The organism is Chryseobacterium sp. YR221 (assembly GCF_900176315.1).
Classification (GTDB): domain Bacteria; phylum Bacteroidota; class Bacteroidia; order Flavobacteriales; family Weeksellaceae; genus Chryseobacterium; species Chryseobacterium rhizosphaerae.
The window spans coordinates 735,318-759,544 of the sequence record NZ_FWXM01000001.1; the positions used below are offsets into that span (position 1 = coordinate 735,318).

Annotated in this window: 20 protein-coding genes; 4 read left to right on the plus strand and 16 right to left on the minus strand. The window is 37.8% G+C overall.

Translation table 11 applies throughout. The features are described from left to right. Positions 1-211 precede the first annotated feature (211 nt). The 3 genes from B8967_RS03390 to B8967_RS03400 all read right to left on the minus strand — a co-directional run bounded on the left by B8967_RS03390 (position 212) and on the right by B8967_RS03400 (position 3,462). Complete coding sequence (locus B8967_RS03390) at positions 212-1,087, minus strand: helix-turn-helix transcriptional regulator (protein ID WP_179140023.1); 876 nt, start codon at positions 1,085-1,087, stop codon at positions 212-214. Positions 1,088-1,150: 63 nt separating this feature from the next. Beyond that, the gene (locus tag B8967_RS03395) at positions 1,151-2,281 is read right to left on the minus strand and encodes an alpha/beta hydrolase-fold protein (protein WP_084084421.1); all 1,131 of its coding nucleotides are present in this window, start codon (positions 2,279-2,281) and stop codon (positions 1,151-1,153) included. 185 nt (positions 2,282-2,466) lie between these two features. Continuing rightward, positions 2,467-3,462 carry an alpha/beta hydrolase gene (locus tag B8967_RS03400; protein WP_084084423.1) on the minus strand — a complete coding sequence of 332 codons (996 nt, stop codon included), beginning with the start codon at positions 3,460-3,462 and terminating at the stop codon, positions 2,467-2,469. Positions 3,463-3,942: 480 nt separating this feature from the next. Between B8967_RS03400 and B8967_RS03405 the strand changes: the two genes are divergently transcribed. Beyond that, the gene (locus tag B8967_RS03405; RefSeq protein ID WP_084084425.1) at positions 3,943-6,552 is read left to right on the plus strand and encodes a TonB-dependent receptor; all 2,610 of its coding nucleotides are present in this window, start codon (positions 3,943-3,945) and stop codon (positions 6,550-6,552) included. Positions 6,553-6,676: 124 nt separating this feature from the next. Here the strand turns inward: B8967_RS03405 and B8967_RS03410 are convergent, their stop codons facing one another. Continuing rightward, positions 6,677-7,156 carry a MarR family winged helix-turn-helix transcriptional regulator gene (locus B8967_RS03410; RefSeq protein WP_047493004.1) on the minus strand — a complete coding sequence of 160 codons (480 nt, stop codon included), beginning with the start codon at positions 7,154-7,156 and terminating at the stop codon, positions 6,677-6,679. After that, positions 7,153-7,644, minus strand: coding sequence for a GNAT family N-acetyltransferase (locus B8967_RS03415; protein WP_084084427.1), 492 nt, complete (start codon positions 7,642-7,644; stop codon positions 7,153-7,155). Before B8967_RS03415 ends, B8967_RS03410 begins: the two co-directional genes overlap by 4 nt. A 96-nt stretch (positions 7,645-7,740) precedes the next feature. Between B8967_RS03415 and B8967_RS22745 the strand changes: the two genes are divergently transcribed. Together B8967_RS22745 and B8967_RS03420 are read left to right on the plus strand one after the other, a co-directional pair. After that, positions 7,741-7,893, plus strand: coding sequence for a DUF5993 family protein (locus tag B8967_RS22745; protein WP_373866355.1), 153 nt, complete (start codon positions 7,741-7,743; stop codon positions 7,891-7,893). A gap of 11 nt (positions 7,894-7,904) precedes the next feature. After that, complete coding sequence (locus B8967_RS03420; RefSeq protein ID WP_084084429.1) at positions 7,905-8,474, plus strand: disulfide bond formation protein B; 570 nt, start codon at positions 7,905-7,907, stop codon at positions 8,472-8,474. A gap of 67 nt (positions 8,475-8,541) precedes the next feature. On the opposite strand, the gene B8967_RS03425 is transcribed toward B8967_RS03420, so the two are convergent. The 8 genes from B8967_RS03425 to B8967_RS03460 form a co-directional block, all read right to left on the minus strand. After that, positions 8,542-9,957 carry a TolC family protein gene (locus tag B8967_RS03425; RefSeq protein ID WP_052188800.1) on the minus strand — a complete coding sequence of 472 codons (1,416 nt, stop codon included), beginning with the start codon at positions 9,955-9,957 and terminating at the stop codon, positions 8,542-8,544. A gap of 91 nt (positions 9,958-10,048) precedes the next feature. After that, complete coding sequence (locus B8967_RS03430; protein ID WP_047495942.1) at positions 10,049-13,195, minus strand: efflux RND transporter permease subunit; 3,147 nt, start codon at positions 13,193-13,195, stop codon at positions 10,049-10,051. Beyond that, positions 13,195-14,379 (minus strand): efflux RND transporter periplasmic adaptor subunit, encoded by a 1,185-nt coding sequence (locus tag B8967_RS03435; RefSeq protein WP_047495945.1) that lies wholly within the window; start codon positions 14,377-14,379, stop codon positions 13,195-13,197. The genes B8967_RS03430 and B8967_RS03435 overlap by 1 nt, the downstream gene beginning before the upstream one ends. Position 14,380: 1 nt before the next feature. Next, the gene (locus tag B8967_RS03440) at positions 14,381-14,836 is read right to left on the minus strand and encodes a transcriptional regulator (RefSeq protein ID WP_047495947.1); all 456 of its coding nucleotides are present in this window, start codon (positions 14,834-14,836) and stop codon (positions 14,381-14,383) included. A 116-nt stretch (positions 14,837-14,952) separates the two neighbouring features. Beyond that, on the minus strand, positions 14,953-15,465 hold the full coding sequence (locus tag B8967_RS03445) for a GNAT family N-acetyltransferase (protein WP_047495949.1): 513 nt from the start codon (positions 15,463-15,465) through the stop codon (positions 14,953-14,955). Positions 15,466-15,630: 165 nt separating this feature from the next. Further along, complete coding sequence (locus B8967_RS03450) at positions 15,631-15,861, minus strand: DUF2007 domain-containing protein (protein WP_047495952.1); 231 nt, start codon at positions 15,859-15,861, stop codon at positions 15,631-15,633. A 61-nt stretch (positions 15,862-15,922) separates the two neighbouring features. Then, a complete protein-coding gene (lat, locus tag B8967_RS03455) occupies positions 15,923-17,248 on the minus strand; it encodes an L-lysine 6-transaminase (protein ID WP_084084431.1) in 1,326 nt (441 codons plus the stop codon). A 114-nt stretch (positions 17,249-17,362) separates the two neighbouring features. Continuing rightward, the gene (locus B8967_RS03460; RefSeq protein WP_047495959.1) at positions 17,363-18,913 is read right to left on the minus strand and encodes an L-piperidine-6-carboxylate dehydrogenase; all 1,551 of its coding nucleotides are present in this window, start codon (positions 18,911-18,913) and stop codon (positions 17,363-17,365) included. 134 nt (positions 18,914-19,047) lie between these two features. On the opposite strand from B8967_RS03460, the gene B8967_RS03465 reads away from it, so the two are divergent. After that, positions 19,048-19,245 carry a hypothetical protein gene (locus B8967_RS03465; RefSeq protein WP_047495961.1) on the plus strand — a complete coding sequence of 66 codons (198 nt, stop codon included), beginning with the start codon at positions 19,048-19,050 and terminating at the stop codon, positions 19,243-19,245. 92 nt (positions 19,246-19,337) lie between these two features. Here B8967_RS03465 and B8967_RS03470 read toward each other — a convergent pair whose 3' ends face one another. From B8967_RS03470 to ccsA, 3 genes are all read right to left on the minus strand, one after another. After that, positions 19,338-19,526 carry a type II toxin-antitoxin system antitoxin gene (locus tag B8967_RS03470; RefSeq protein WP_047495965.1) on the minus strand — a complete coding sequence of 63 codons (189 nt, stop codon included), beginning with the start codon at positions 19,524-19,526 and terminating at the stop codon, positions 19,338-19,340. Between the two features lie 90 nt (positions 19,527-19,616). Next, positions 19,617-20,483 carry an SPFH domain-containing protein gene (locus B8967_RS03475; RefSeq protein WP_084084433.1) on the minus strand — a complete coding sequence of 289 codons (867 nt, stop codon included), beginning with the start codon at positions 20,481-20,483 and terminating at the stop codon, positions 19,617-19,619. Between the two features lie 324 nt (positions 20,484-20,807). Continuing rightward, complete coding sequence (gene ccsA / locus B8967_RS03480; protein ID WP_084084435.1) at positions 20,808-24,083, minus strand: cytochrome c biogenesis protein CcsA; 3,276 nt, start codon at positions 24,081-24,083, stop codon at positions 20,808-20,810. Positions 24,084-24,227 lie beyond the last annotated feature (144 nt).

Genomic DNA, 24,227 nt, shown 5'->3' on the forward strand with positions numbered 1-24,227 from the left:
TTAATGTTGATATGAAAAGAGCCTTGATTAAAGGATATTTCATATGAACTAATCTTAACTCCAAATTAATGATATGCTGAACAGATGCTGACACGAAAAGGAAATTCCGTGATACGAAAAAGAAATTTTTTTAAAGCGTATAAAAATACAACCTCTTGCAAACGTTGAAATAGACAACATTCACAACATTCCATAGAAAAGTGTTTAAGTTTTACTGGCGTTCTTCGGAAGGAAGTTTTCCGAAATGACGGAGATAAAGCTGAGAAAAATGCCCACGATTATTATATCCAATACAGTCACTGATCTCCCCTACTGATTTTTCGGTTTCCAGAAGCATGGATCGGGCTTTTTCCATCCTGGTTTTAATGATGTATTGATGAATAGGCAATCGGGTGTAATCTTTAAATCCTTTTTTAAGATCACTGCTGTTGAGTCCACAATATCTGCTGATTTCCCTGATCGCCAAAGTTTGGAATGCATTGGTGTCCACAAAATCTTTTGCCAGTTTTATTTTGTCTTCAAATGCCTTTTTGTGTTCAAAAGTCTTCTCATCAGAAAGAAGATAATGAATCCAATAGCTTAAGAACTCCAGAATTCTGCTTTCGAGGATAATACTGCAGGACGCATCATCAAACGGAGTATCGAAAATAGTTTTCAGTTTTTCCTGGCTCAGGTAATTGCGTTGTGCATTTTCCAGCTTCTCCTTCAGCAGTCCGTTATCTTTTGAAAAAAGATTTTTAGGAACAAAAATTCTTACCCCATCAATATCAGTAGTATTATGCTCGAACTTTTTTTCATCATTAATGAAATTGCTGCTGATTTTTCCTTCTTTATTGATCCGGAAATCCATCATTCCATTATCTCCTACTTTATGTGGAGAATGGAAAATAGTTTCTTCATGAAAGTTCCATTTCCCCCGGAAAAAGTGAAAATTTCTTTTGCTGAAAAGAATCAGCTTCCCGCTTCCCAAATCCTCAGGCATCTCCAGAACAGTAGAGTTCAGGAAATCTTTGTCACAAAATCTGTAATCCTGAATCAGACCCTGTTTAAAACCATCCGGCTCCAGGTAAGGAAGGAGTAATTCCATAAAACGGTAATTTATTGAATGCAAGTTAATAAAATTATAAAACATGACAAATATCATGTTTTATCACTTGAAAATATGTTGTGAGAACTGATAAAGTGATCTTCTCCAGGTCAGCCATTCATGACGGGTTTCGGGAGATTTATATTGGAAATAAGGGTAATTATTCTGATGTAGAAAAGTCGTTAGCACCTCATTAAATTTAAAAAATAACACATCTTCTTTTTCCCCAATTCCTATAAAGAAATAAGGTCTTTTCTTAGACTTTAATAAGTTTCCGATCGGGAGTTCTTTAAAAGGCTCTGCCTCGGTCCCTTCATAAATTACCGGGCTAAATGCCCCAATGGCCGAGAATACCTCCGGGTGGGAAACCCCAATCAGCATGGCCTGGTAACTGCCACGGGAAAGTCCCGCAATAGCTTTCTTGCCAGAGGTTTTATATTTTTTTTCAATATAGGGAACCAGTTCTTGGATAACAATTTTGTCTAGATTTTTAGAAGAAAGAACAGTTCTGGGATAGTTGTCCGGCATTTTTTCCTGTTCAGGATTCAGGGCTACGCCATAATCCATAACCACTATCATTTTCTTAGCCTTATTTTCTGCAAAAAGGTTATCAAGGATGTGAAGGATGTAGCCTTGTTTTTCCCAGCCGGTAATATCTTCTCCGGTACCATGGTAAAGATATAAAACGGGAAGTTTTTCGGATCCGTAATTGGGAGGAAGGTATACTTTAAATTTCCGTGTGCCATGGGTTATTTCTGACCTCAGACTGTCGTTAACAATTTTTCCGTGCTTTACATTTTTCTCCAGAAAAAAATCTTCTCCCGAAGGAACTTCAATTCCGCTGGTCGGTTGGCTGTATCCAAAATACAGCTGGGTATTGGGATCATTTGTACGTTGACCATCCACATTAAACCAGTAATAATGAAAACCTATTTCCATAGGGCTGGTAGAAATGTTCCAAAAGCCATTTTCACCTTTGGAAGCAGAGGATTTTATACTTTTCATTCCATCACCTCCATCTAAAATTACAGATTTGGCATCAGGAAAATACACCTGAAATTCAGCTTTTCTCTCTGCGTCTATTTTCGGAAATTCTTTTCCGGATAAAACTGTTGAAGAAGTTTTATACGTCTGGGAAAACGCAATGGAAGAAAATAAAATGGCAATTAAAGATATTTTGTGTGGGTACTGCATTATTTTAATTTTAACATATTAAGGAAATCGCAGTCAGATAATATAATAGCCTTCAATATTTCTGATGATACTGCGTTATTTACATCAATAGTAAGGAAAATATTTCTTCTTTATCTCAATCTGTGGAATATTGTTTTTTTCTGACTGTCCTGAATTCAGATTTCCTTTCCTCATTTCTACCCTGATTATTTAAGAAACTGCTTCATCATTCTCAGCGTGATCTCCATACTTTCCGGGAGTGGCATTCCGTGGGCATAACCTGCAAAGAGGTGTAATTCTGTAAAAATACCTGCTTTTATCAGCCGGTCAGCGTACACCAATCCACTATCCCGCAAAGGATCTGTTCCTGCAACAAAAATAACCGTTGCTGGAAGATTGGAAAGATCTTTAGTATTTCCGGGCAGCACATATTTCTCTTGTGGATTCCCATTTTTTCCTATGTAAAAGTCTTTTAAAACCGGAAAGTCGTCACCTTTAAGCCCCCGAATTCTTTTAAATTCAATGACCGACGGATAATCCATATTGAAATCCCCCGGCGGAATTTCCAGAACCTGTAAACTGATTTTAGGACCTTTCTGATCCCTGGTATATTGGGCCAGGCCTCCGGAAATACCAGCTCCCGCACTGGAACCTCCCACAGCAATCAGGTTTGGATTCCCACCTATACTTTCAGCATTTTTATAGGCCCATAATAATGAAGCATACGCATCATGAAGGGCTGCCGGAAAAGGGTTTTCCGGGGCGAAACGGTACTCTATATTGATAACTACAGCATTTCCTTTCAATGCATAATCTGCACATCGCTGATGATCCCATTTTGCGGTTCCATATACAAAACCACCACCATGAAACCAAAGAAATATGGGCAGTTTTTTTGAATTTTTGGGTTTGTAAATCGTTACCGGAATTTCTGGATCTTTTGCATTCAGTCCAGGAATTTTAGAGCGTGTTACTTCAATACTGTCTTTGTTTTTCAGTTCCGGCCAGGCCATTTCTTTCTGAATTTTACGATCTTTTTTTACTTCTTCAAATGTCATATACTGAATCGGAATATGACCCGTAACCTGAAACTGAGGCAACAGTCTTTTTTCTCCTTCCTGGGCAGTTAGCGGATGATATTGTTGAGCCAATGATAAACCCGGGATCAGGAAAGGCAGTAAGAATAACAGCGAGTTTTTCATAATAATAGTAATACAGATTATATTCTTTCAAAAATAGTATTATGCTTACCATCGGATGATACGAAAAGGAAATTTTATGATACGGAAAAGAAATTTTTCATGACAAAGATCAACCATAAAATCCTAATACAAAAGATGGATAAACAGCCTGCATGAAAGCTGATTTTTCTAAAAATGATCTATCTTATGGATAAAGATAAGCGCTTTATCACAGATTATTTACCAAAAGATCATTTTCACAAATTAAAGATCATATGATTAAAATTTTTAACAACAAATACAATCACACTTAACAAATTGCGTACCCACACCCTAATAGCCTGTAAATGAAACCAGTGAAGCACTTGTATTGACTCGCAAAAAATAGCCGTTATCCCCATATTCCCTTCTTTATGAAATCACGTAATAAAGATTTAATACTCTATTAAAAAATAAATATCCATATTTGCAGCCTTAAACTCAAAAACGCTAGTTTATTTCATGAGCATTATTTTTAAAAAGCGACTACTTATAGCGCTTGTACTACCAACGGCCGGCATATATTATGCACAGAGTACGAAGGATTCTTTAGAAAAATCTAAATCTATTGATGAGGTGATGTTAGTGGGAAGGAACCTTTCCCAAACAGCCAAAGAAAGAAAAACACCTGTTGCAGTTTCCACCATTAAGGCAGCTGAAATTCAGGAAAAATTAGGGAACAGAGAATTTCCCGAAATTATGAAGTCTACTCCATCCGTGTACGTCACCAAAGTAGGTGGTGGATTTGGAGACAGCAGAATTAACATGAGGGGTTTTGATGGTGCCAACATTGCGGTTATCATCAACGGACAGCCTGTTAACGATATGCAGGGAGGTACTGTATATTGGTCTAACTGGACGGGGCTAGCAGATATTGCGAGCAATATTCAGATTCAGAGAGGGCTTGGAGCTTCTAAATTTGTAGTGCCATCTGTAGGAGGAACAATAAATATTGTAACCAAAGCTACCGATTCTGAGCAAAAAGCAATGATAAAGGCGGAAGCGGGTAACGATAACTACTCCAGAGTATCAGCTATGTATTCTTCCGGATTAAAAAATAAATGGGGAACTACAGTATTGCTTTCCCGTTGGCAAGGTGACGGTTATATCAACGGAACCAAAGGAGAAGGATATTCATGGTTTTTCTCTACAGGATTTAAGCCCAATGAAAAACATGCATTCAATTTGATTGCGACGGGTGCACCACAGGTACACGACACAAGAAGATCTTCTGCCACCGGGGCGAATGTAGCCACTCTACAACAGTTTGAAACTTACGGAAGAAGATACAACCCACAAACAGGAATGCTAAATGGTTCTTCCTTCAATTTAGCTCCTAATTTCTATCACAAACCTATTGCGTCACTTAACTGGGACTGGAATATTAATGATGCCCTGAAGCTTTCCACAGTTGTTTATGGCTCCTGGGGACGTGGTGGCGGTGGTACCGGACTTAATGGTTCTATCAAAAACGCTAACGGACAAACCATGAATTTCATGAATTACGGACAAGGCGGAGACGGTACTATCAACTGGGATATGATTTACCGTTACAACAGAGGAGGTCTGGTAACCGATTATAATGGAAATTCATTCCAGAAATCAACCTTTACGGCTCCTGCAGGTTCTCCGGCTGATCATAACGGACAGTATGTATCGACTTTAAACGGAACCAGCGGTATTGTGAGAAAGCAAAGTATTAATTCTCATGACTGGTATGGAGCAATCGCGGATCTTAATTACAAAAAGAACAACTGGACTTTTAACGGAGGGATCGACCTTAAGACGTATAAAGGAGCACTTTATGATATTGTGACTGATATGTTGGGTTCTGATGCATTGTATATTCCCAATACGGTAAATGCTCCAAAGGGATCTTATGTAGACCAAACTGTAAAACCGGAACCTCTTACCAAGCTGAATAATGCTCAGAAAGTATCTATATACAATGAAGGTTTGGTAAAATGGGCGGGTATGTATGGAATGGTTGAATACAGTTCAGAAAAGCTAAGCGCCTCTGTGCAGGCATCAGTTTCCGAACAGTATTACAAGAGAATAGACTATATGCTGTACACTCCCGGAAATCAGGAAACCAAATGGTATCACAAAACGGGATATATTGTAAAAGGAGGTGCCAATTATAATATCGACCAGCATCATAACGTATTTTTCAATACAGGAGTGATTTCAAGACAGCCTTTATTTAATGCTTTATTCCCATCAAACCAGAATATTTACAATGATGCGAAGAATGAAAGAATCTTCTCTGTAGAGTTAGGATATGGGTTCAAATCCCGTTATGTAGATGTTAATATCAACGCTTACAGAACACAGTGGGATGACAGATTCATTTCAAGAACATTCAATGCTGGTGCTGCAGATGTTGCCAATTTCTCTCAATTAAAACTTGGAAATGCTTATTTCTACAACGCCCTGAATGTTGGACAAGTACACCAGGGAGTTGAATTGGAAGCGAAGGCAAGACCGCTTTCTAACCTTAGACTTAGAGGGATGTTATCATTAGGAAACTGGAAGTACAAAGGAAATGCAAATTTCAACATCATGGATGTTCAGAGCAACCAGGAAGTATCCGGAGCAACAGGAATCATCAACATCAAAGATCTGAAGGTAGGAGATGCTGCACAAACAACAGCAAGCATCGGGGCTGATTATAATATCACCAAAGCTTTCAGCATTGATGCTAACTGGGAATATTATGACAAGCTTTATGCGCAATTCAACCCTATCAACTTCCTTACTGAAGCAGCAAGAGAAAAAGGGATTGTAAAATTACCAAGCTATCATTTATTTGATGTAGGGGCTACTTATAAATTCATTATCGATCAGAAAAAATCTTTGACATTAAGAGCTAATGTGTATAACTTATTCAATAAGTATTATATTTCTGAGCTAAGCTCCAATATTTTTGCAGGTGATAAAATTGCCAATGGTCCGGATGCCGGGAAAACATACCAGGAAGCTGGAAGAGTTTATCAGGGCGTAGCTGACGGCAATACAGGATTCCTTGGATTTGGAAGAACCTGGTCTGTTGCAGCCACTTTCAGATTCTAATACAGAATTATCCGAATTATACATCAATAAAACCCGCCAATTCTGGCGGGTTTTATAATATTTGCTCGACCTTGAAAAAATGACTGTAGTAATAAAATCATACCCCCTACAGCCGGTCAGTTTTTTATTTTGAATTCTTAATCTGCATTGCTCTCTGGTAAAAAGACTGATTGGCAATTTTTTCTTCAGCTTCATCAATGGCTTTTAGGAGATTATTTTCATTATCTGCGATTTCACTCAATACTATGGCGACCAATTCCCATACAGGTTTCATTTTTTCAACCAGCTCAATACCTTTAGCCGTTAACAGAAAGAGCCTTTTACGCTCATCACTGATATCTTTTTTCCATTCCAAAATTTTGAGCTTTTCAAGTTCTTTAAGCAGAGTTATAGTGGAAGGATGGGTATACCCAATTTCATTAGCAATTTCAACCACACTTGCTGTTTCTTTCTTGTATATGGTAAAAATGACCGGAAACCATTTGAGTTCAAAATCTATCCCAAATGCTTTATAGATCATAGCCCCATCTTTTCTTAATTGTTCACTCAGACGGTGCAGTCTGGTTGAAATAGCAAGTATCCCTGCTTCATTAATGACATTCATAAGGTGGTATTTAAATGATAAAAAATATCGTCGGAACCCATCAATGGAAATTGAGCCGGAAGTTTTTCTTTCTCAATCTTTTCAAAATCGTTCCGTTCGTAAAACCGCTGAGCGGCTTTCAATACTGTGATGGTTCCCAAATATAAATCATCTATTCCGTTTTCTCGGCAGAAAGAAATTAAAATTTCCAGCAATTCCTGTGCGATATTCAGTTCTTTTCCCCGGAATTCTTTTTTCACAAACATTTTTCTGATCGCTCCTGCCCTTTCATCAAATTTGACCAAAGCAATAGTTCCTACCAGCTCTCCGTCTATAAAAGCTCCCCAGAAGTTTCCTCCGGCTTCGGTGTAAAAACTTTCAATCTCAAAAAGATCCGGCTGGTCATGGATTGTAAGCGGAACATTAAATTCTTTTTGCTGAATCGTAAGAATGAGATCAATAGCCTGTTCCGAATAAGAATTTCCTATAGGATGTATTTGCAATTTCATAGTGTTTGAATTTTAAAGTACAAAACTACGTAGTTAAATACATATATGCAAATTAAATTTTTCTTTTATATTTAACAAATAAAAATTCACATTATGATGACATTACCTTTTTTAACATTCGCGCTAGCATTCTGGTTAGGCTGGAAAAATCGCAGAAAACCGGCAATAATTTTATTCGTAGTAAGTATTTTACTTGTTATTGTAGCAGCAAAGTATCATATAACAAATGAACTGAATCTTCAATTTTAAAAAACACTATTATGAATAATCAAAATATTGCCTACATCAATTTCCTGGGAATAATAATCGTTTCCGCTATTTTATCAGGTGCTTATTATTTTCAGTTTGTAATGCATGAATATCCATGTCCTTTATGTTTATTACAACGGCTATGTTTCTTTGGACTTATGTTTGGGCTCTTTTTAAACCTCAGATTTGGATTTAGTTCAGCACACTATGGGTTGTCTATCCTGAGTGCATTGCTGGGAGCTGGAATTTCTTATCGACAGATATTACTTCACGTATGCCCAAGCCCCACTGACCATGGTTTTGGAACTCCTGTATTGGGGATGCATCTTTATAGCTGGGCGCTTGTTGCCTTTCTCTCCGGCATACTGGCTATTGCGCTTTTGCTTCTGTCTTCAGGTCAATTTGAAAAAAAAGAAAATCATCAGCTTACTCCTGGTTTCAAGGTATTAGCTAATCTGGCTTTTGGAATCTGTTTTTTACTGGCCTTAACGAACGGCCTGGCTACTTTTTTTGAATGTGGTATCGGCTTTTGCCCGGATGATCCGGATTCCTACATGCTCTTTAACGGAGAATGGTGGTAATCGGGATGTGAACAAAAAAAAGAGTTGCAGGAAAACTACAACTCTTTTTTTTCAAAGGATATATAAATTATTTCCAGCCTCCGCCTAAAGCCTGATAAAGCTCTACGCCAGCTTTCATTTTATTGTATCGTGCATTGGAGATATTAAGCTCCGCATTCAGTGAATTCACACTTGCATTTAAAACTTCAAGATAGTTTGCCATACCGTAGTTTACCAATTCCTGAGAATAATCAACTGATTTTTTGTAGGCATCCAATTCTTTTTGTTTTAATTCAATAAAAGAATCCTGTACAGAATATACCCTGATGGCATCAGAAACTTCTTTTCCTGCAGTAAGCACAGTTTTTCTAAAGTTTAAATAAGCCGTTTCCTGATTGGCAAGACTCACATCATAGTTTGTCTTGATCTGTCTCTTATTTAAAATAGGCTGAGCCAACCCTGCCACCACATTGGCAAACAATGAGTTTACACTGAACAGGTGGTCGATATCTACAGACTGAAGCCCTCCGCTTCCGGTGATCTTTAAAGTAGGATAAAACTGAGCTTTAGCTGAATTGGTCAATTCAAAAGCATTCATCAGATTATACTCTGCTCTCATAACATCCGGGCGGTTAGCCAGTAGCTGAGTCGGATATCCTAATCTTAAGTCAATAGGAAGATTCTGGTTTTCCAGTGTAGATCTTGCAATAGCGTGAGAAGGTTCCCCCATGAGAAGACTCATTGTATTTTCAAGGGATTGGATCTGTGTATCGATATCAATCAATAGAGATTTTGCATTAAAAACAAGGGCTTCACTTTGCTGTACCGCCACTTCTGTAACAGTTCCAGAAATTTTCAAAGCTTTTGTTGTTTCTAAGTTTTTCTCACGTACGTCAATAGTTTCTGTAATGATCTTTTTCTGAGCATCGAAAGTCAACAGCTGATAGTACGCAGAAGCAATAGAAGCAACAAGGCTGCTTTTTACTGCTTTATGTGCAGCAACTGTGCCTAAATAAGTAGCCAGCTGTGCTTTTTCCTGAGCTTTCAGCTTACCCCAAATATCTGCTTCCCAGCCAATACTTGCTGTAATATCAAACTGATTAACATATCTTCGGTCTCCAATGATCTGTCCAAACTGCGTGTTGATAGACTGAGTCTGGAAAGTATAGTTAGGACCAATAGAAACGGTAGGCTGATAAGCAGCTTTACTTTGTTTCAGGTAAGCTTCCGCAGAACTGATGCTTTGTAAAGCAATCCTGATATCCAGGTTATTCTCTAAAGCTTTAGAGATATGTCCCTGAAGTACCGGATCTGTAAAGATTTCCTTCCACGAAATATCTGCAATATTGGTACTGTCAGCAGGAAGCATATCTGTACGGAAAAGCTTTTCGTCCACAACGTTCTTCGGCCTTTCATAATCTTTTCTGGCCATACAGGATGTAATGGCTCCCAGTATGAAAACTGAAAAAGTTATTCCTTTTATGATGTTTAATAAACTCTTCATTATTTAAAATTAGAAGTTAGAATCCAGAAATGAGAAGTTAGTTTTTAGCCGGATAGCCAGTGTCTAACTTCTCTTTTCTAAATCATTATTTTTATTCTGCTAAATTGATATCTTCTTTTTTGAGAGGTTTAATTTTTTCCTGCAGTGTTTCAAAGATCACATACAGAACAGGAATTACAAATAATCCTAAAATAGTTCCTATCAATAGTCCAATAGCGGCTCCTGTTGCAATTGATCTGTTACCCACTGCCCCGATTCCACTTGCAAGAACTAACGGCAGTAAACCGAAGATAAAGGCAAAAGATGTCATTAGAATAGGTCTTACTCTGGCTTTAGCTGCATTGATGGCAGACATGACAATCGTTTCACCATGATGTCTTCTCTGAACAGCAAATTCGACAATAAGAATCGCGTTTTTCGCCAGTAGTCCCACGAGCATGATCAGGGCAATCTGGAAATAAATATTATTTTCCAAGCCCATAATCTTCTGTCCGAAGTAAGCTCCCATTACCCCAAGAGGAAGAGAAATAATAACAATCAGCGGAAGAATATAGCTTTCATACTGCGCAGAAAGGATAAAGTAAACGAAGATCAAACTAAGCCCAAAAATAAGAAGCGTCTGAGATCCTGAATTCAATTCTTCTCTGGTCAACCCGGTAAATTCTACTGCGTAGTTTTGATTCAGGGTTTCATTGGCTACCTGCTGTACAGCGGTAATGGCATCTCCGGAACTATATCCTTCAGAGTTTGCCCCCGTTACCTTCACTGAGGTAAACAGGTTATAACGGCTTACCGACTGTGGTCCGTATGCTTTTGTAAGCGTAACAAACTGTGAGATCGGAGACATTACCCCAGAACCTGTTTTAACATACAGCTCGTTCAGGTTATCAATACTTTTTCTATTATCCGGAAGAGCCTGAACCATTACTCTGAACTGTTTTCCGTATTTTGTAAAGTCAGCAGTATAGACACCTCCAATATACCCCTGCATAGTAGCCAGGATATCACTTACGGAAACCCCAAGCTGTTTTGCTAACGGAACATTGATGTCCATTTGATACTGAGGATATTTTGTATTGAATGAAGTCTGAGCAAATTGAATTTCCGGTCTCTGCATCAGCTTACCGATAAATTCATTGGTTTTATCATCCAGATCAGCATATTCTCCACCTGATTTGTCCAGCAATACCATTTCAAAACCTGCACTGTTACCAAATCCTGGTACACTTGGCGGTTGAAAGAATACAACTTTGGCATCAGGAACAGATCCTACAATTCCAAATAATTTCTTAGTAATATCCTCAGAAGTCTGTCCGTCTTTTTTTCTTTCTTCAAATGGTTTTAGTTTAACAAAGGCAAGACCATTGTTACTTCCGTTTCCGGATAAGAATCCTCGTCCTGTAGAAATCGTTACATTTTGTACTCCCGGAACTTTTAATGCTTTAGCCTGAAGTGTTTTCAATGCGTTATAAGTTCTTTCCATAGAAGCTCCCGGAGGAAGCTGAACATCTGTAAAGATAATCCCTCTGTCCTCTGTAGGTACAAACCCTTTTTTCATACTGCTGCTTGCCCAGAATAAGATCCCTCCGGTAACAGCAAAAATAATCAGGGTTACCCATTTATGTCTTAACAGAAACACAAACCCTCTTCCGTAACGTTCAGTAGTTGTTTTAAAAGCAATATTAAACTTATAGAAGAACTTCTGTAACAGGTTTAAGTTTTTGTACTCTGCATGATGCTCTGCGTGAGGTTTTAAGAATAATGAACATAAAACCGGACTCAGGGTTAATGCGTTAATAGCTGAAATGATAATGGCTATAATCAGCGTAATACCAAACTGTTGGTAGAATACCCCTGTAGGTCCAGTAATAAACGTCACCGGAATAAATACCGCTGCCATTACCAAAGTAATAGAAATAATAGCCCCTGTAATCTCATCCATTGCTTCTACCGTCGCTTTTTTAGCATCGGAAATACCATGTTCCATCTTGGCATGAACGGCCTCGACGACGACGATGGCATCATCTACCACAATACCGATAGCCAGTACCAAGGCAAAAAGGGTTAACAGGTTTAGTGAATATCCGAAAAGATTCAGGAAGAAGAACGCCCCTACAATAGATACCGGAACCGCGATGGCCGGAATCAGTGTAGATCTGAAGTCCTGAAGGAAAATATACACTACAATAAATACCAGAATGAAAGCTTCGATCAGGGTATGTACTACCTTTTCAATAGAAGCTTCAAGGAATTCGTTGGTATCAAAGTTAAAAGTATACTTTACCCCCTTTGGAAAAGTTCCCTCAGCTGATTTCAGATACGTTTTGATATTTTTAATAATCTCCTGGGCATTGGAACCTGGCGTCTGGAAGATCCCCATACTGATGGAAGGTGAATTTCCATTCTCCCCGATTCCTGTGTATGACTGACCTGCCAGCTCTACTTTGGCTACATCCTTCAACATTAGGTTTTGTCCGTTTGCAAGAGATTTTATGATGATATTATCATACTGTTCTTTATCGTTGAATTTACCTACATACTTGATGATATACTCGAAAGAGCTTCCGCTGTTCTGGCCAATAGAACCCGCTGCAGCTTCTCTACTCTGCTCGTTGATCGCATTGGTAACATCTGTAGGTGTTACACTGTAGGCAGCCATTTTTGCAGGATCCAACCAGATTCTCATCGAGTAGTTTTTACCTCCGAAAACGTTGGCATCTCCTACACCATTTACCCTTTTCAGGTTTGGAATAATGTTAATATTCAAAAAGTTCTGAAGGTAAACGTCATCCAGATCCTTATTTTCGGAATAGAAAGACATATACATCAAGGCACTGGTTTGCTGCTTTTGCGTTACAACCCCTGAACGTGTTACTTCAGAAGGTAATAAAGGTGTTGCTCTGGCCACACGATTCTGTACGTTTACTGCCGCAATATCCGGGTCTATTCCTTGTTTGAAGAAAACCTGGATCTGGGCAGAACCGTCGTTTCCAGCACTGGAAGTGATATAATCCATACCTTCCACCCCGTTGATCTGCTCTTCCAAAGGTACCACTACACTTTTCATCACCGTCTCAGCATTGGCTCCCGTATAGTTGGCGGAAACACTCACCGTAGGTGGTGCAATATCCGGATACTGTGTAACCGGTAACGAGACAAGTCCTAAAATACCGAGAATCACAATCAAAATTGAGATTACGGTAGATAAAACCGGTCTGTTAATAAAGTTTTTTATCATTAGAATTTCGGTTTTATTGATTGAACAAGACTATCCATTTTGATTGGTTTCGGCTTCACGGCAGTTCCCGGTTTAAGACCTCCGATACCAGCAGCTACTATGACTTCTCCTTTATTAACTCCTGATTTTATAAGAGCCATATTGTCGATTCTGTCAATCACATTAATCACAACATTTTTAGCGGTATCTTTTTCTACTTTATATACGTAAACAATACCTTGTTGTTCGTAGGTAGCACTTTCAGGAACAACCAATACGTTATCATATCGTTGTGGGAATCTGATGGTTCCACTGTTACCATTACTTAAAAGTTTCTGAGCATTAGAAAAAGCAACCCTGAACTGAATGGTTCCTGTTGTAGGATCAATCTGACCGGTAATGGCTTCAATTTTTCCTTTTTCAGGATAAAGACTTCCATTGGCTAGCTGAAGCTCAACCATGGGTAAGTTTTTAATTTTCTCAGGCATGGAAGCTCCTGGAGATTTTTCAAGGAAATCAAAATATTCTTTTTCATTCATGGCAAAGTAGGCAAAGATCTGAGAGGTATCAGAAATAGTAGTCAGAGGAGTCTGATCAGACGGTCCTACCAAGCTCCCGACTTTCAATGGAAGTTTACCGATAACCCCTGAAATAGGCGCACGGATGATAGAATAGTCGATGTTAGCCTCTACCCCTTTGTAATTGGCCACAGCCTGTCTTTTTGCCGCATTGGCCTGCTGCAGCTGTGCCTGAGCCTGAGCCAGGTTGGCCTGAGCTGTCTGCAGTTGAATGTTACTGATGATATTTTTCTGAACCAATGGCTTTAGCTTGTTGACTTCAAGCTGAGCTGCATTTACTGAAGCCTGAGCCGCTGCAATAGTAGATTCTGCAGCACCAATTCCTGCTTTGGATGCTGCTGCATTTTCAGTCAGAATATTGGTTTCCAGACGAAACAAAGGCTGTCCCTTAGTAACATATTGTCCTTCATCTACCAATAGCTGGGTGATATAACCCTGTATTTTTGCACGCACATCATTGTTTACCCTACCCTGAATGGTAGCCGGAAACGTCTGATAACCTACTATATTTTTTGCCTCCACAGAAATAACAGGATAAGGCTTGGCACCATCCTGTTTCGGAGCTTCTTTTTTGCAGGCAGTCAGTGAAAACGCTGCAATGGAAAGTATAACTAGCTTATTATTCATTTTATAGTTTATTAAGAGATTCCTGAATATTTTGTATGTTTTTATTAAGTAGTGCTTTATAGGCTTCTATTCTTTCGTTGTATTCATCGTCTTTATTTTTTTTAAAATTGTTTAAATCATCTAATAATTTCAATTCGTCCTGCATCTTTTGGACAACTTTTTCGAATCGGATTTTCTTATATTCATCATTGGTGAAAAAATACCTTTTCCTCTCATCCATCTTGTTGTGGTCTACGATAAGCTGCATATTGAGAAGTAATGAAATACTTGTGGACACGGAGCTTTTGCTTGCAGAAAGCACTTCCACAAACTCGTCAAAAGTAATTCCTACTTTCTCATAGTCAAAAAGAAGGTAGGAATAGATTTTTGAGGCTAATGGGGGTATGTTGAAAAGAAAGCCATAAAACTTTACAGCATCCTGAAATATTCTTTCATCAATTTCTATACTTTGGTGCATGTTATAAAAATTTAAACAAAAGTAGAAATTAGTTCAGAACTAAACGAACAAAGATGATAGAGATTATAAATACAGTTTCTTTTAAAAATTCAATGAAAGTTGATTTAACTTTTGGCTTAAATTATAATCTTCTCAAAAGCTTTTCTCATTCCGTCTTTCAAAAGAACCTCTCCACAATAGGAATATCCTTTGCCTTCCAGAATTTTCAACATGGCAATATTATCGTAATTCGTATCTACTTTTACACTCTGAATTTCATGGGATCTTGTAAAATCTTCAATATGGTCGAAAAGTTTTTTCACCATTCCCTGCCCTGCAAACTTTTCATCTACTGCAATTCTGTGCACTACCACAAATTCTCCATCACTCAGCCAGGCTCCTTCAATGGTACTGTAAGCAGGTTCATCGTTTAAAATCAAAGCAGCAAAGACTGCAATTTCGCCATCTACTGTAAGAACATATCCAAAACCCTTGGCAATATCACTTTCTACCGTTCCCAGGTTAGGATATCCATTTTGCCATTGTGTGCTCCCATCCTGTCTTCTTCTTTCAATAGACTGCTGGATAATTCCCCAAATAATATCTCTGTCTTCAATTTCCGCTTTTCTGAGTGTAATTTCTGGATTCATTGTTCTTTAATTTTTGAAATAAAGGATTAAAAATCAAGACTTTGTTCTTTCAATCCTTTGATGATTTTTATTTTTTTTAATAATTAGCAGCTAATTAAAAAACCGAAAACTAATTAAAATTAATTTTCGGTTCGAAGTAGTAAAATTTAAAATTATGAAATTGTTTTATTGATTTTCACTTTGTTGAAGGTAAGCATCTACAATTTCAAATGCTCTTTTTTCATCCTGCAGATCTACCATTACTTTTAACGACGTAGCCGTGGGAGTTGTGGTAAATGTAAGATAATTATTTTCAACTGTGTTTGTAATTTGCGCATCATCCAATTTAGACTTAACCAACTGAATTTCTGAAGGGTTATCACTTTCAAAAACCGATACTCTCGTGCTTCTTTCCATATTCTATATTGTTTGAGTATCTAAATATACAATGATTTTTTGAAAATTACAAATCCTAGTTTTAAATTTTGTTAATATTGTTTTCTATTTTATCCAGTGCCAACTGAATTTCCTCTTTAGTAACATTCAGGTGAGGTCTGAAGCGTAAAGACTGGTCACCGCATGGTAAAATGATCAATCCGTCATTGAAGAGTTCACTCATCATTTTATTTCGGTCTCCGGCTGATGGAAGATCAATGGCGCACATCAATCCTCTTCCTCTTGCATTGGAAATTTTCTCAGGATATTTCTCAGCAAGAGCTTTCAGGCTATCCAGCAAAAAGTCTCCTACGACTCTGGCATTTTCTACAAGATTTTCTTTTTCAATAACCTCCATTACCAATTGGAAACGAAGCATATCGATAAAGTTACCTCCGAAAGTAGAGTTGATTCTTGAGCTTTCTCTGAATACATTATTAGGAACTTCATCAAATTTTTCTTTATTGGCTAAAACTCCACAAACCTGTGCTTTTTTACCGAAAGAAATGATATCAGGTTTTGCAGTAAAGTGCTGGAAAGCCCACATTTTTCCTGTAATGGCAATACCGGTCTGAACTTCATCAAAAATAAGTAAGATTTCATTTTGATCACAAAGCTGTCTTAAGCCTAATAAGAATTCGTCTCTGAAATGGTTATCACCTCCTTCTGCCTGGATAGGCTCTATGATAATACAAGCCACTTTATCCGGATTCATCAAAATAGCTTCTTCAATTTGTAATAAAGCAAGCTTTTCATTTTTAATGGTTTCTTCCAGATTTTCTTCCGTGATCGGGAATGATAATTTAGGATTTAGGATTCTTGGCCAGTCAAATAAAGGAAAATATTGGTATTTTCTTGGATCTGAAGTGTTGGTTAAGCTTAAAGTATAACCGCTTCTTCCGTGGAAAGCCTGTCTGAAATGGATACAGATTCCGGCTTCTGTCTGAAGTCCTTTTGCAAAGTTTTTACGGGTCTTCCAGTCGAAACATGCCTTTAAAGCATTTTCAACCCCTAAAGTTCCGCCTTCGATAAAGAAAGCATATTGTAATTCTTCAGGAATAACTACTCTTTCAAATACTTCTAAGAAATGAGCATATTCTTCGGAGTAAACATCTGCTAAAGTAGGTTTGTTGACAGCCATTCTTCCTAACCACTCTGATCTTTCTACCAGATAAGGGTGGTTATATCCTACGGAAGCTGATGCAAACATAGAGAACATATCCAGATATTCTCTGTCTGTAAGTTTGTCGTAAAGCCATGATCCGTGAGATTTTTCAATGTCCATCACGAAGTCAAACCCATCCGCCAAAACGTGTTTTCCTACTGTTTCTTTTACTTTATTTGCCTTTATATCTAATGTTTGTTCCATAATAAATTGATGTGTGATTTAATAAATGAATGGTTAGAGCATCACAGAATGAAACTACTATCATTCAGGTTATTAATTTTTGTTTTTATTTTTTGTGTGCTTTAAGTAAAGCTTTTATAAGTCAAATTTAATCCCTTGTGCTAAAGGAAGTTGAGCTGTGTAATTTATAGTATTGGTTTGTCTTCTCATATAGTACTTCCAGGCATCAGATCCTGATTCTCTTCCTCCTCCGGTTTCTTTTTCTCCACCGAAAGCACCTCCGATTTCAGCACCTGAAGTTCCAATATTTACGTTAGCAATACCACAGTCTGAACCTGCATGAGAAAGGAATAATTCTGCCTCTCTAAGGTTTTGAGTCATAATCGCTGAAGATAATCCCTGAGGAACATCATTTTGAATAGCAATGGCTTCTTCCAGGGTTTTGTATTTGATCAAATATAAAATCGGGGCAAAAGTTTCATGCTGTACAATCTCATAAGAATTTTTCACTTCGGCAACGCAAGGTTTTACGTAGCATCCTGATTCATATTCTTTCCCGGTTAATACACCTCCTTCAACAACAAATTTTCCGCCTTCTTTTTTACATTTTTTGATAGCTTCTTCATATTGATTCACCGCATCAGTATCAATTAAAGGACCTACATGGTTTTTCTCATCCAATGGATTTCCGATCTTTAACTGACCATAAGCTTTTGTCAATCTTGTTTTCACTTCATTATACACACTCTCGTGGATAATCAGTCTTCTTGTGGAAGTACATCTCTGACCGGCTGTTCCTACGGCTCCGAAAACCGCTCCGATAATAGACATATCGATATCTGCTTCTTTCGTAATGATAATTGCATTGTTACCTCCCAGCTCAAGGATAGATTTTCCGAATCTTTCTGCTACTTTAGAAGAAACCATTCTTCCCACTCTTGTAGATCCTGTGAAAGATACTAAAGCTACTCTCTTATCATCTACCAGTTTCTGTCCGATCTCATGGTCTGATACCAATACACTTGAAACTCCTTCAGGAAGATTATTTTCCTTTAAAACTTCATTCATGATATTCTGACATGCAATCGCACACAATGGTGTTTTTTCAGATGGCTTCCAGATGGTAACGTTACCACAGATCCAAGCCAATGCAGTGTTCCATGACCATACAGCCACCGGAAAGTTGAATGCTGTGATGATTCCTACCACACCTAGAGGATGGTATTGCTCATACATTCTGTGTCCTGGTCTCTCTGAGTGCATCGTATATCCCTGAAGCTGTCTGGAAAGTCCCACAGCAAAATCACAGATATCAATCATTTCCTGTACTTCTCCAAGACCTTCCTGTAATGATTTACCCATTTCATAGGAAACCAGTTTTCCAAGATCATCTTTATATTCTCGTAACTTCAGACCCAGTTGTCTTACAATTTCTCCTCTTTTAGGAGCCGGGATCATTCTGAATTCCTGAAATGCCTTTTGAGCAGTCTCAATTACTTTGTCATAATCACTTTCTCCGGAAGTCTTTACTTTAGCGATTAATTTACCATCTACAGGAGAGATACTTTCTATTGTCTTTCCTGAAGCGAAATATTTTCCGCCCACTGAAGTCCCTTTATTTTCTTCTTTAATACCAAGGTTTTTGAGTGTTGTTTCGATTCCGAAATCCTTTACTTTTTTTGACATAAAATCTTACTTTTCGTTCTCTCTAAAGATAAAAATATTATGCGAACCTCAAAACTTTAATTTTTAACTTGTTTTTTATTTGGACTAATTATAAACATGCTTATCTTTGTAGGGTAAAATTTTGACATTCGGAAATGGAGAATAATACATCAAAAGAAGATTTTTCAAAACAAAAAGACAATTCAAAGTGGAAACAATGGGTGAAACGCTTTGGCGTCGGGGGAATTATATTTTTCACCGTAAAAGGGATCATTACCTCTACTTTAATTTATTTTCTTGGAAAGAATTTTTGGAACGTTATTACCAAATATTTTTCAACAATGTTCGGGTAAGATAACTGATAATACATATAAAAAGAAAGCTGAGAAAATTCTCAGCTTTCTTTTTATAATAAAGTTAATTGAATAGTTATAATAAATATAAACTATTCCTTCTTCTTCCTTCCCGAATCGACCAGTTTCTGATGCAGTAAGTATTCAATCTGTCCGTTTACACTTCTGAATTCATCATTGGCCCATTTTTCCAGGAGTTTATAAGTAGACTCATCTATCCTTATGACAAAGGATTTTTTACCTTTGCCTTCGGAAGAGTTTTGAGCTTTTTCTGATTTCATTTTTCTTGTTTTTAACGCAAGATGCGTGAAGATTTATTTTCCAGATTCATTGTTTATAGCTTCCCAATAAACCTGGAAATTATTAATATTTTAGTTATACAGGGTGCCTGCATTTAATATTGGGGTTGCCGCTTTTTCACCACACAAAACCACCATTAAATTACTTACCATTGCTGCTTTTCTTTCGTCATCAAGTTCAACGATATTACCTTCGGAAAGCTTTTTCAGGGCAAGATCAACCATTCCTACAGCTCCTTCTACAATTTTAGTTCTCGCTGCAACAATGGCAGTAGCCTGTTGTCTTTGAAGCATAGCTCCTGCTATTTCTGATGCATACGCCAAATGGGAGATCCTTGCTTCCTGAATGATAATTCCTGCTTTTGAAAGACGGTCTGTAAGCTCCTGTTCCAAAATAGAATTGATCTTTTCACCACCTTCTCTTAAAGTAATCGGTGCATGGTCGTCCTCCAGATTGTCATAAGGAAAACTCATGGCCAAATGTCGCACTGCTGCTTCACTCTGCATTTTCACAAAATCCGAATAGCGTTCAACGTCAAAAGCCGCTTTATAAGTATCTCCTACTTTCCATACGATTACTACTGCAATTTCAATCGGATTTCCCATTTTATCATTGACTTTCAAGGTTTGTCCCTGCAAATTTTCTGAACGCAATGATATTTTCTGTGACGAATACAGAGGATTGATAAAAAACAGTCCGTTTTCTTTTACTGAACCCACATATTTTCCAAAAAAGTTTAACACCCTGGAGTGATTAGGTTGAATAATCATGAGTCCTTTCAGGAAGAAGCATGAAAGTAAAAAGCAAAACATCGCAATAATCACATAGGCAATACTCTGATCAACTCCGGAAATAAAGAAATAAACCGAAGCGACAAATAAAGCCAGACAGATTACTAAGGTAATATAACCCGACATAGGTTTTAATGTTTTTTCCATAACTGAATTTTTAATTTGATATTATTTTGATATCATAAAGATAGCAGTAATTTTTGAATGTCAAATATTAATAATGCTTTTTTTTGCGGGATGCGGGGTAAGAAAAGCAAAAATTCGGGATACGGCAGAGGAACGTGATCCGCATTGCCTGAGTTATCCATATTGGGTAAGCAATAGCAGGATTTGCAAGCCTAGCTATCTTAAGAAGGTTCTATATTACACTTCCCACGTAACCCGCACCACGCATTGTTCTACACCTCATAGCACGTAAAAAAAATCCCGGAAAATAAATTCCAGGATTTTGATTTTATAGGTCTGCCGCTTTTACTTCTTCGTTAATTTTTTAAACTTGAAATAAGAAACTGCTGATAAAGTAATCATTGTTGCGATTCCTATGTATACCCAGGCCGGTACCGGTACCGGGTCTCCTGCTGCATAAGAGTGAAGTCCGCTTAAGTAGTAATTTACCCCAAAATAAGTCATTACCATTGAACAGAATGCAAACATTGTTGCCACGTGGAACGCCCATCTGCTTCTCAACCCAGGTACTAATCTCATGTGCAGTACGAACGCGTACACCATGATCGAGATGAAAGCCCATGTTTCTTTCGGGTCCCAGCTCCAGTATCTTCCCCAAGATTCGTTGGCCCAGATTCCTCCTAAGAAGTTTCCTACTGTTAAAGCAAAAAGACCAATAGTAAGAGACATTTCAGAAACCACTACCAATTCTTTCAATGTGGTATCATGATGAATTTTATAGGTCTCTTTATTTGAAATAATATAAAATACCAGAGAGATCACAGCAATGATCATCGATAGTGCAAAGAATCCATAGCTGGAGGTAATAATCGCTACGTGAACAATTAACCAGTAAGATTTCAATACAGGAACCAATGGTGTAATCTGTGGATCAAGAGCTGAACCTCCATGAGCAAATCCCATCATAATTACCGCTACCATAAATCCGGCTGCTGGAATTAGTGCATTGGAATTTCTGTAAAGAACAAGTCCTGCTGTAATTCCTACCCAGGAAATAAAGATAATCGCTTCATACCCGTTACTCCAAGGTGCGTGCCCTGAAATATACCATCTTGCCACAAGGCCTAAGAAGTGACAAAAATATCCTATTAAGCCAATTGCAATAATGATCTTAATAGCCTTATTTAAAATCTTGTGTGATTTGAATAATTCAACAAAACCTAAGATCAAAAGAAGCCCTCCTATGATGGTGTAGAATATTAATAATTTGAAGTTAATATCCGCTTTATTCATGAAGACCTCAAGATCTACTTTAGATTGAGCAGGAACAACGCTTTTACCCCATTTCTGCTGATATTCTGAAAGTTTAACAAGTTCCGAATCTGCTTTACTCCAATTTCCTGATTTCTGAGCGGTAAGAACTTCTGCAAAATAAGGTCCCATTACCTGCTGAGATTCCATATCCGGTTCAAACTTCTGATCCAGCCATGAATGCCATGTATGGTTAGCGTCATTTTTCACCGGTACAATTCTCATAAACTGACCACTGAAAAACTCGTTGAAAATCTGAACTCTTTCGTTTACAGAAATTACTTCTTTGTCATAATTTGTTTGATCTGCCGGCTTTTTACGGAAAGCAGTGTTATAATCATGCTCAAGAATGTATGTTAAATTACCGTTAGCATCTGCAGGGAAAAGGTTCATTAATGAAGTATATCCATCATCATCTGCTTTGGTCTTATTTTTCAGTTCATCCCCTCCTTTCGGTCCTACTTTAATCATGGGAACCATTGTCCAGCTTGGGGTATCAGTATTTACGGATAGGAACCACTGGTTAGCCGTAAGGTATTTCCCGTCAGTCCCTTTGAATTTATCTTTCTTGTAAAGTTTTCTTAAAACATCCAATGCCACTGTATTGATAGGAACAATTCTTCCTTCAAAACTTTGTACCAGAAGGTATCCGAATTTATCCGCATGCTCTTCGCTGATCCTGTTTCTCGCAATAATTTCATCCGGAGAGACGGATCTCATTTTATTCATCGGAGTTGCCAGAGAATTCTGCTTTGGAGCAGCACCGTCAAGAGGCTGGACAGATGGAGCCGGAGCATGAGTATGCCCGTCACCTTCTACATGTACATGTTCTCTGCTTCCGTCGGTTGTTCCGTGTGTTTCAATTTTCTGAGCATTGATCCCTATACTTAAAAACAGTAAAAGAACAGCTGCTGTTTTTGCTTTTTTCTTGCTGGCATCAGCCAACATTTTATTTAATTTCCAGAAGTGAGTTCCCTTCCAGAAGAAGATCACAAACATTCCTAAGAATAATAATCCGTATCCGATATAAGAGATCAGAGTTCCCCAGAAATCATGGTTTACAGAAAGTACTGTTCCCATTCTGTCCGGATCAAAACTCGACTGGAAGAAACGGTATCCTTTATGGTTAAGAACGTGGTTCATATAAATTTTATAAGGTGTTTCTTTACCTTCATCAACAATTTTCACATGGCTTTCATAAGCACTTGGAGAAGAACTTCCAGGATAAGTTTCCATCACGAAATCTTCTAACTTCAGCGCAAAAGGAGTATTGTAAACCTTAGGTCCGAATCCAACCATGATATTTAATCCATCCATGGTAACCTGTTTATAGGCATTTGGATTTCCTCTTTCTACAGAAAGGTCAACCAAACGCTTTGTTTTTGGACCCTGTAATTCTATCTGAAGCATATCAGGAACACTCGCATCTTTCTTTCTATCACCTTCAATAGCGATAAGTCTTCCTTTTTTCAGTCCTTCAGGCACTACAAGTTTCAGTTCATTAATACTGTATAAACTTCTCATTGCCAAAGGCTGGAATTCATCTTTCTTTGTACTTCCGGTAGCCTGAGTAGCCATAGTCATATAACTTGCATCAACAGGAGTTTTGATGAATAATTTTCCACCTTCGTTTTTGAATTCCACAGCTCCTTCAATAGCTCTGTTGAATGTTACCAAAGTTCCGTTGATCGACTTGGTCTCTCCCGGTTTGATGTAAATATTCTGTCTTCCCGTACTTGCTGTAGACACCAGGTGAAGGTATTCTGCACCATTCGGCTCAGCAACCAGACTGTCTTTTTTTCTTTGGATGTATTCCTTCGCAAAAACTTTCACTTCTTTCCCATGAAAGTCATAGGTTGCATTGAAATCTTTATGCAGTGGAGACATCAGATAAGGTACATCCTGATAATTAAGAACATCCCCTTTCTCTTCGATCTGGATTTTAAAGAAATTTTTGTCCGTTACGATTTCGTTGGAGGTTTCTCCTTCTCTGATGTGCATTTGCCCTTCGAAACTGATGTATCTGGTAATGGCACCGCCCATAAAAATAAATATAAAAGCCAGGTGAAAAACAAGAACCGGCCACTTTTCTCTTTTCCAAAGTCTGTATCTGCCGATATTTCCTATGAAATTGAGAATAAGCAGGACCATGATCAGTTCAAACCATTTGGCCTCATAAATTAATGCTTTCGCTGTAGGCGTTCCATAGTCGTTTTCTAGGAACGTTGCATAAGCCATCGCAAATGCATACACCAGTAACAAAACAGCCATTGTCCTGGTTGAGATAAGAATATCTTGGAGCTTCTTCATGATTTAATTATACTTGACATGCAAAAATAAGCATGATAAACTACAAAGAGATTAAAAAAAGCTGTTTTTTGTCATTTTAAAGCCCGTTTCGCTTATTTTGAACCATTCTTAATAACTAAAAAAGCACTAAGAAAAATTCAATTT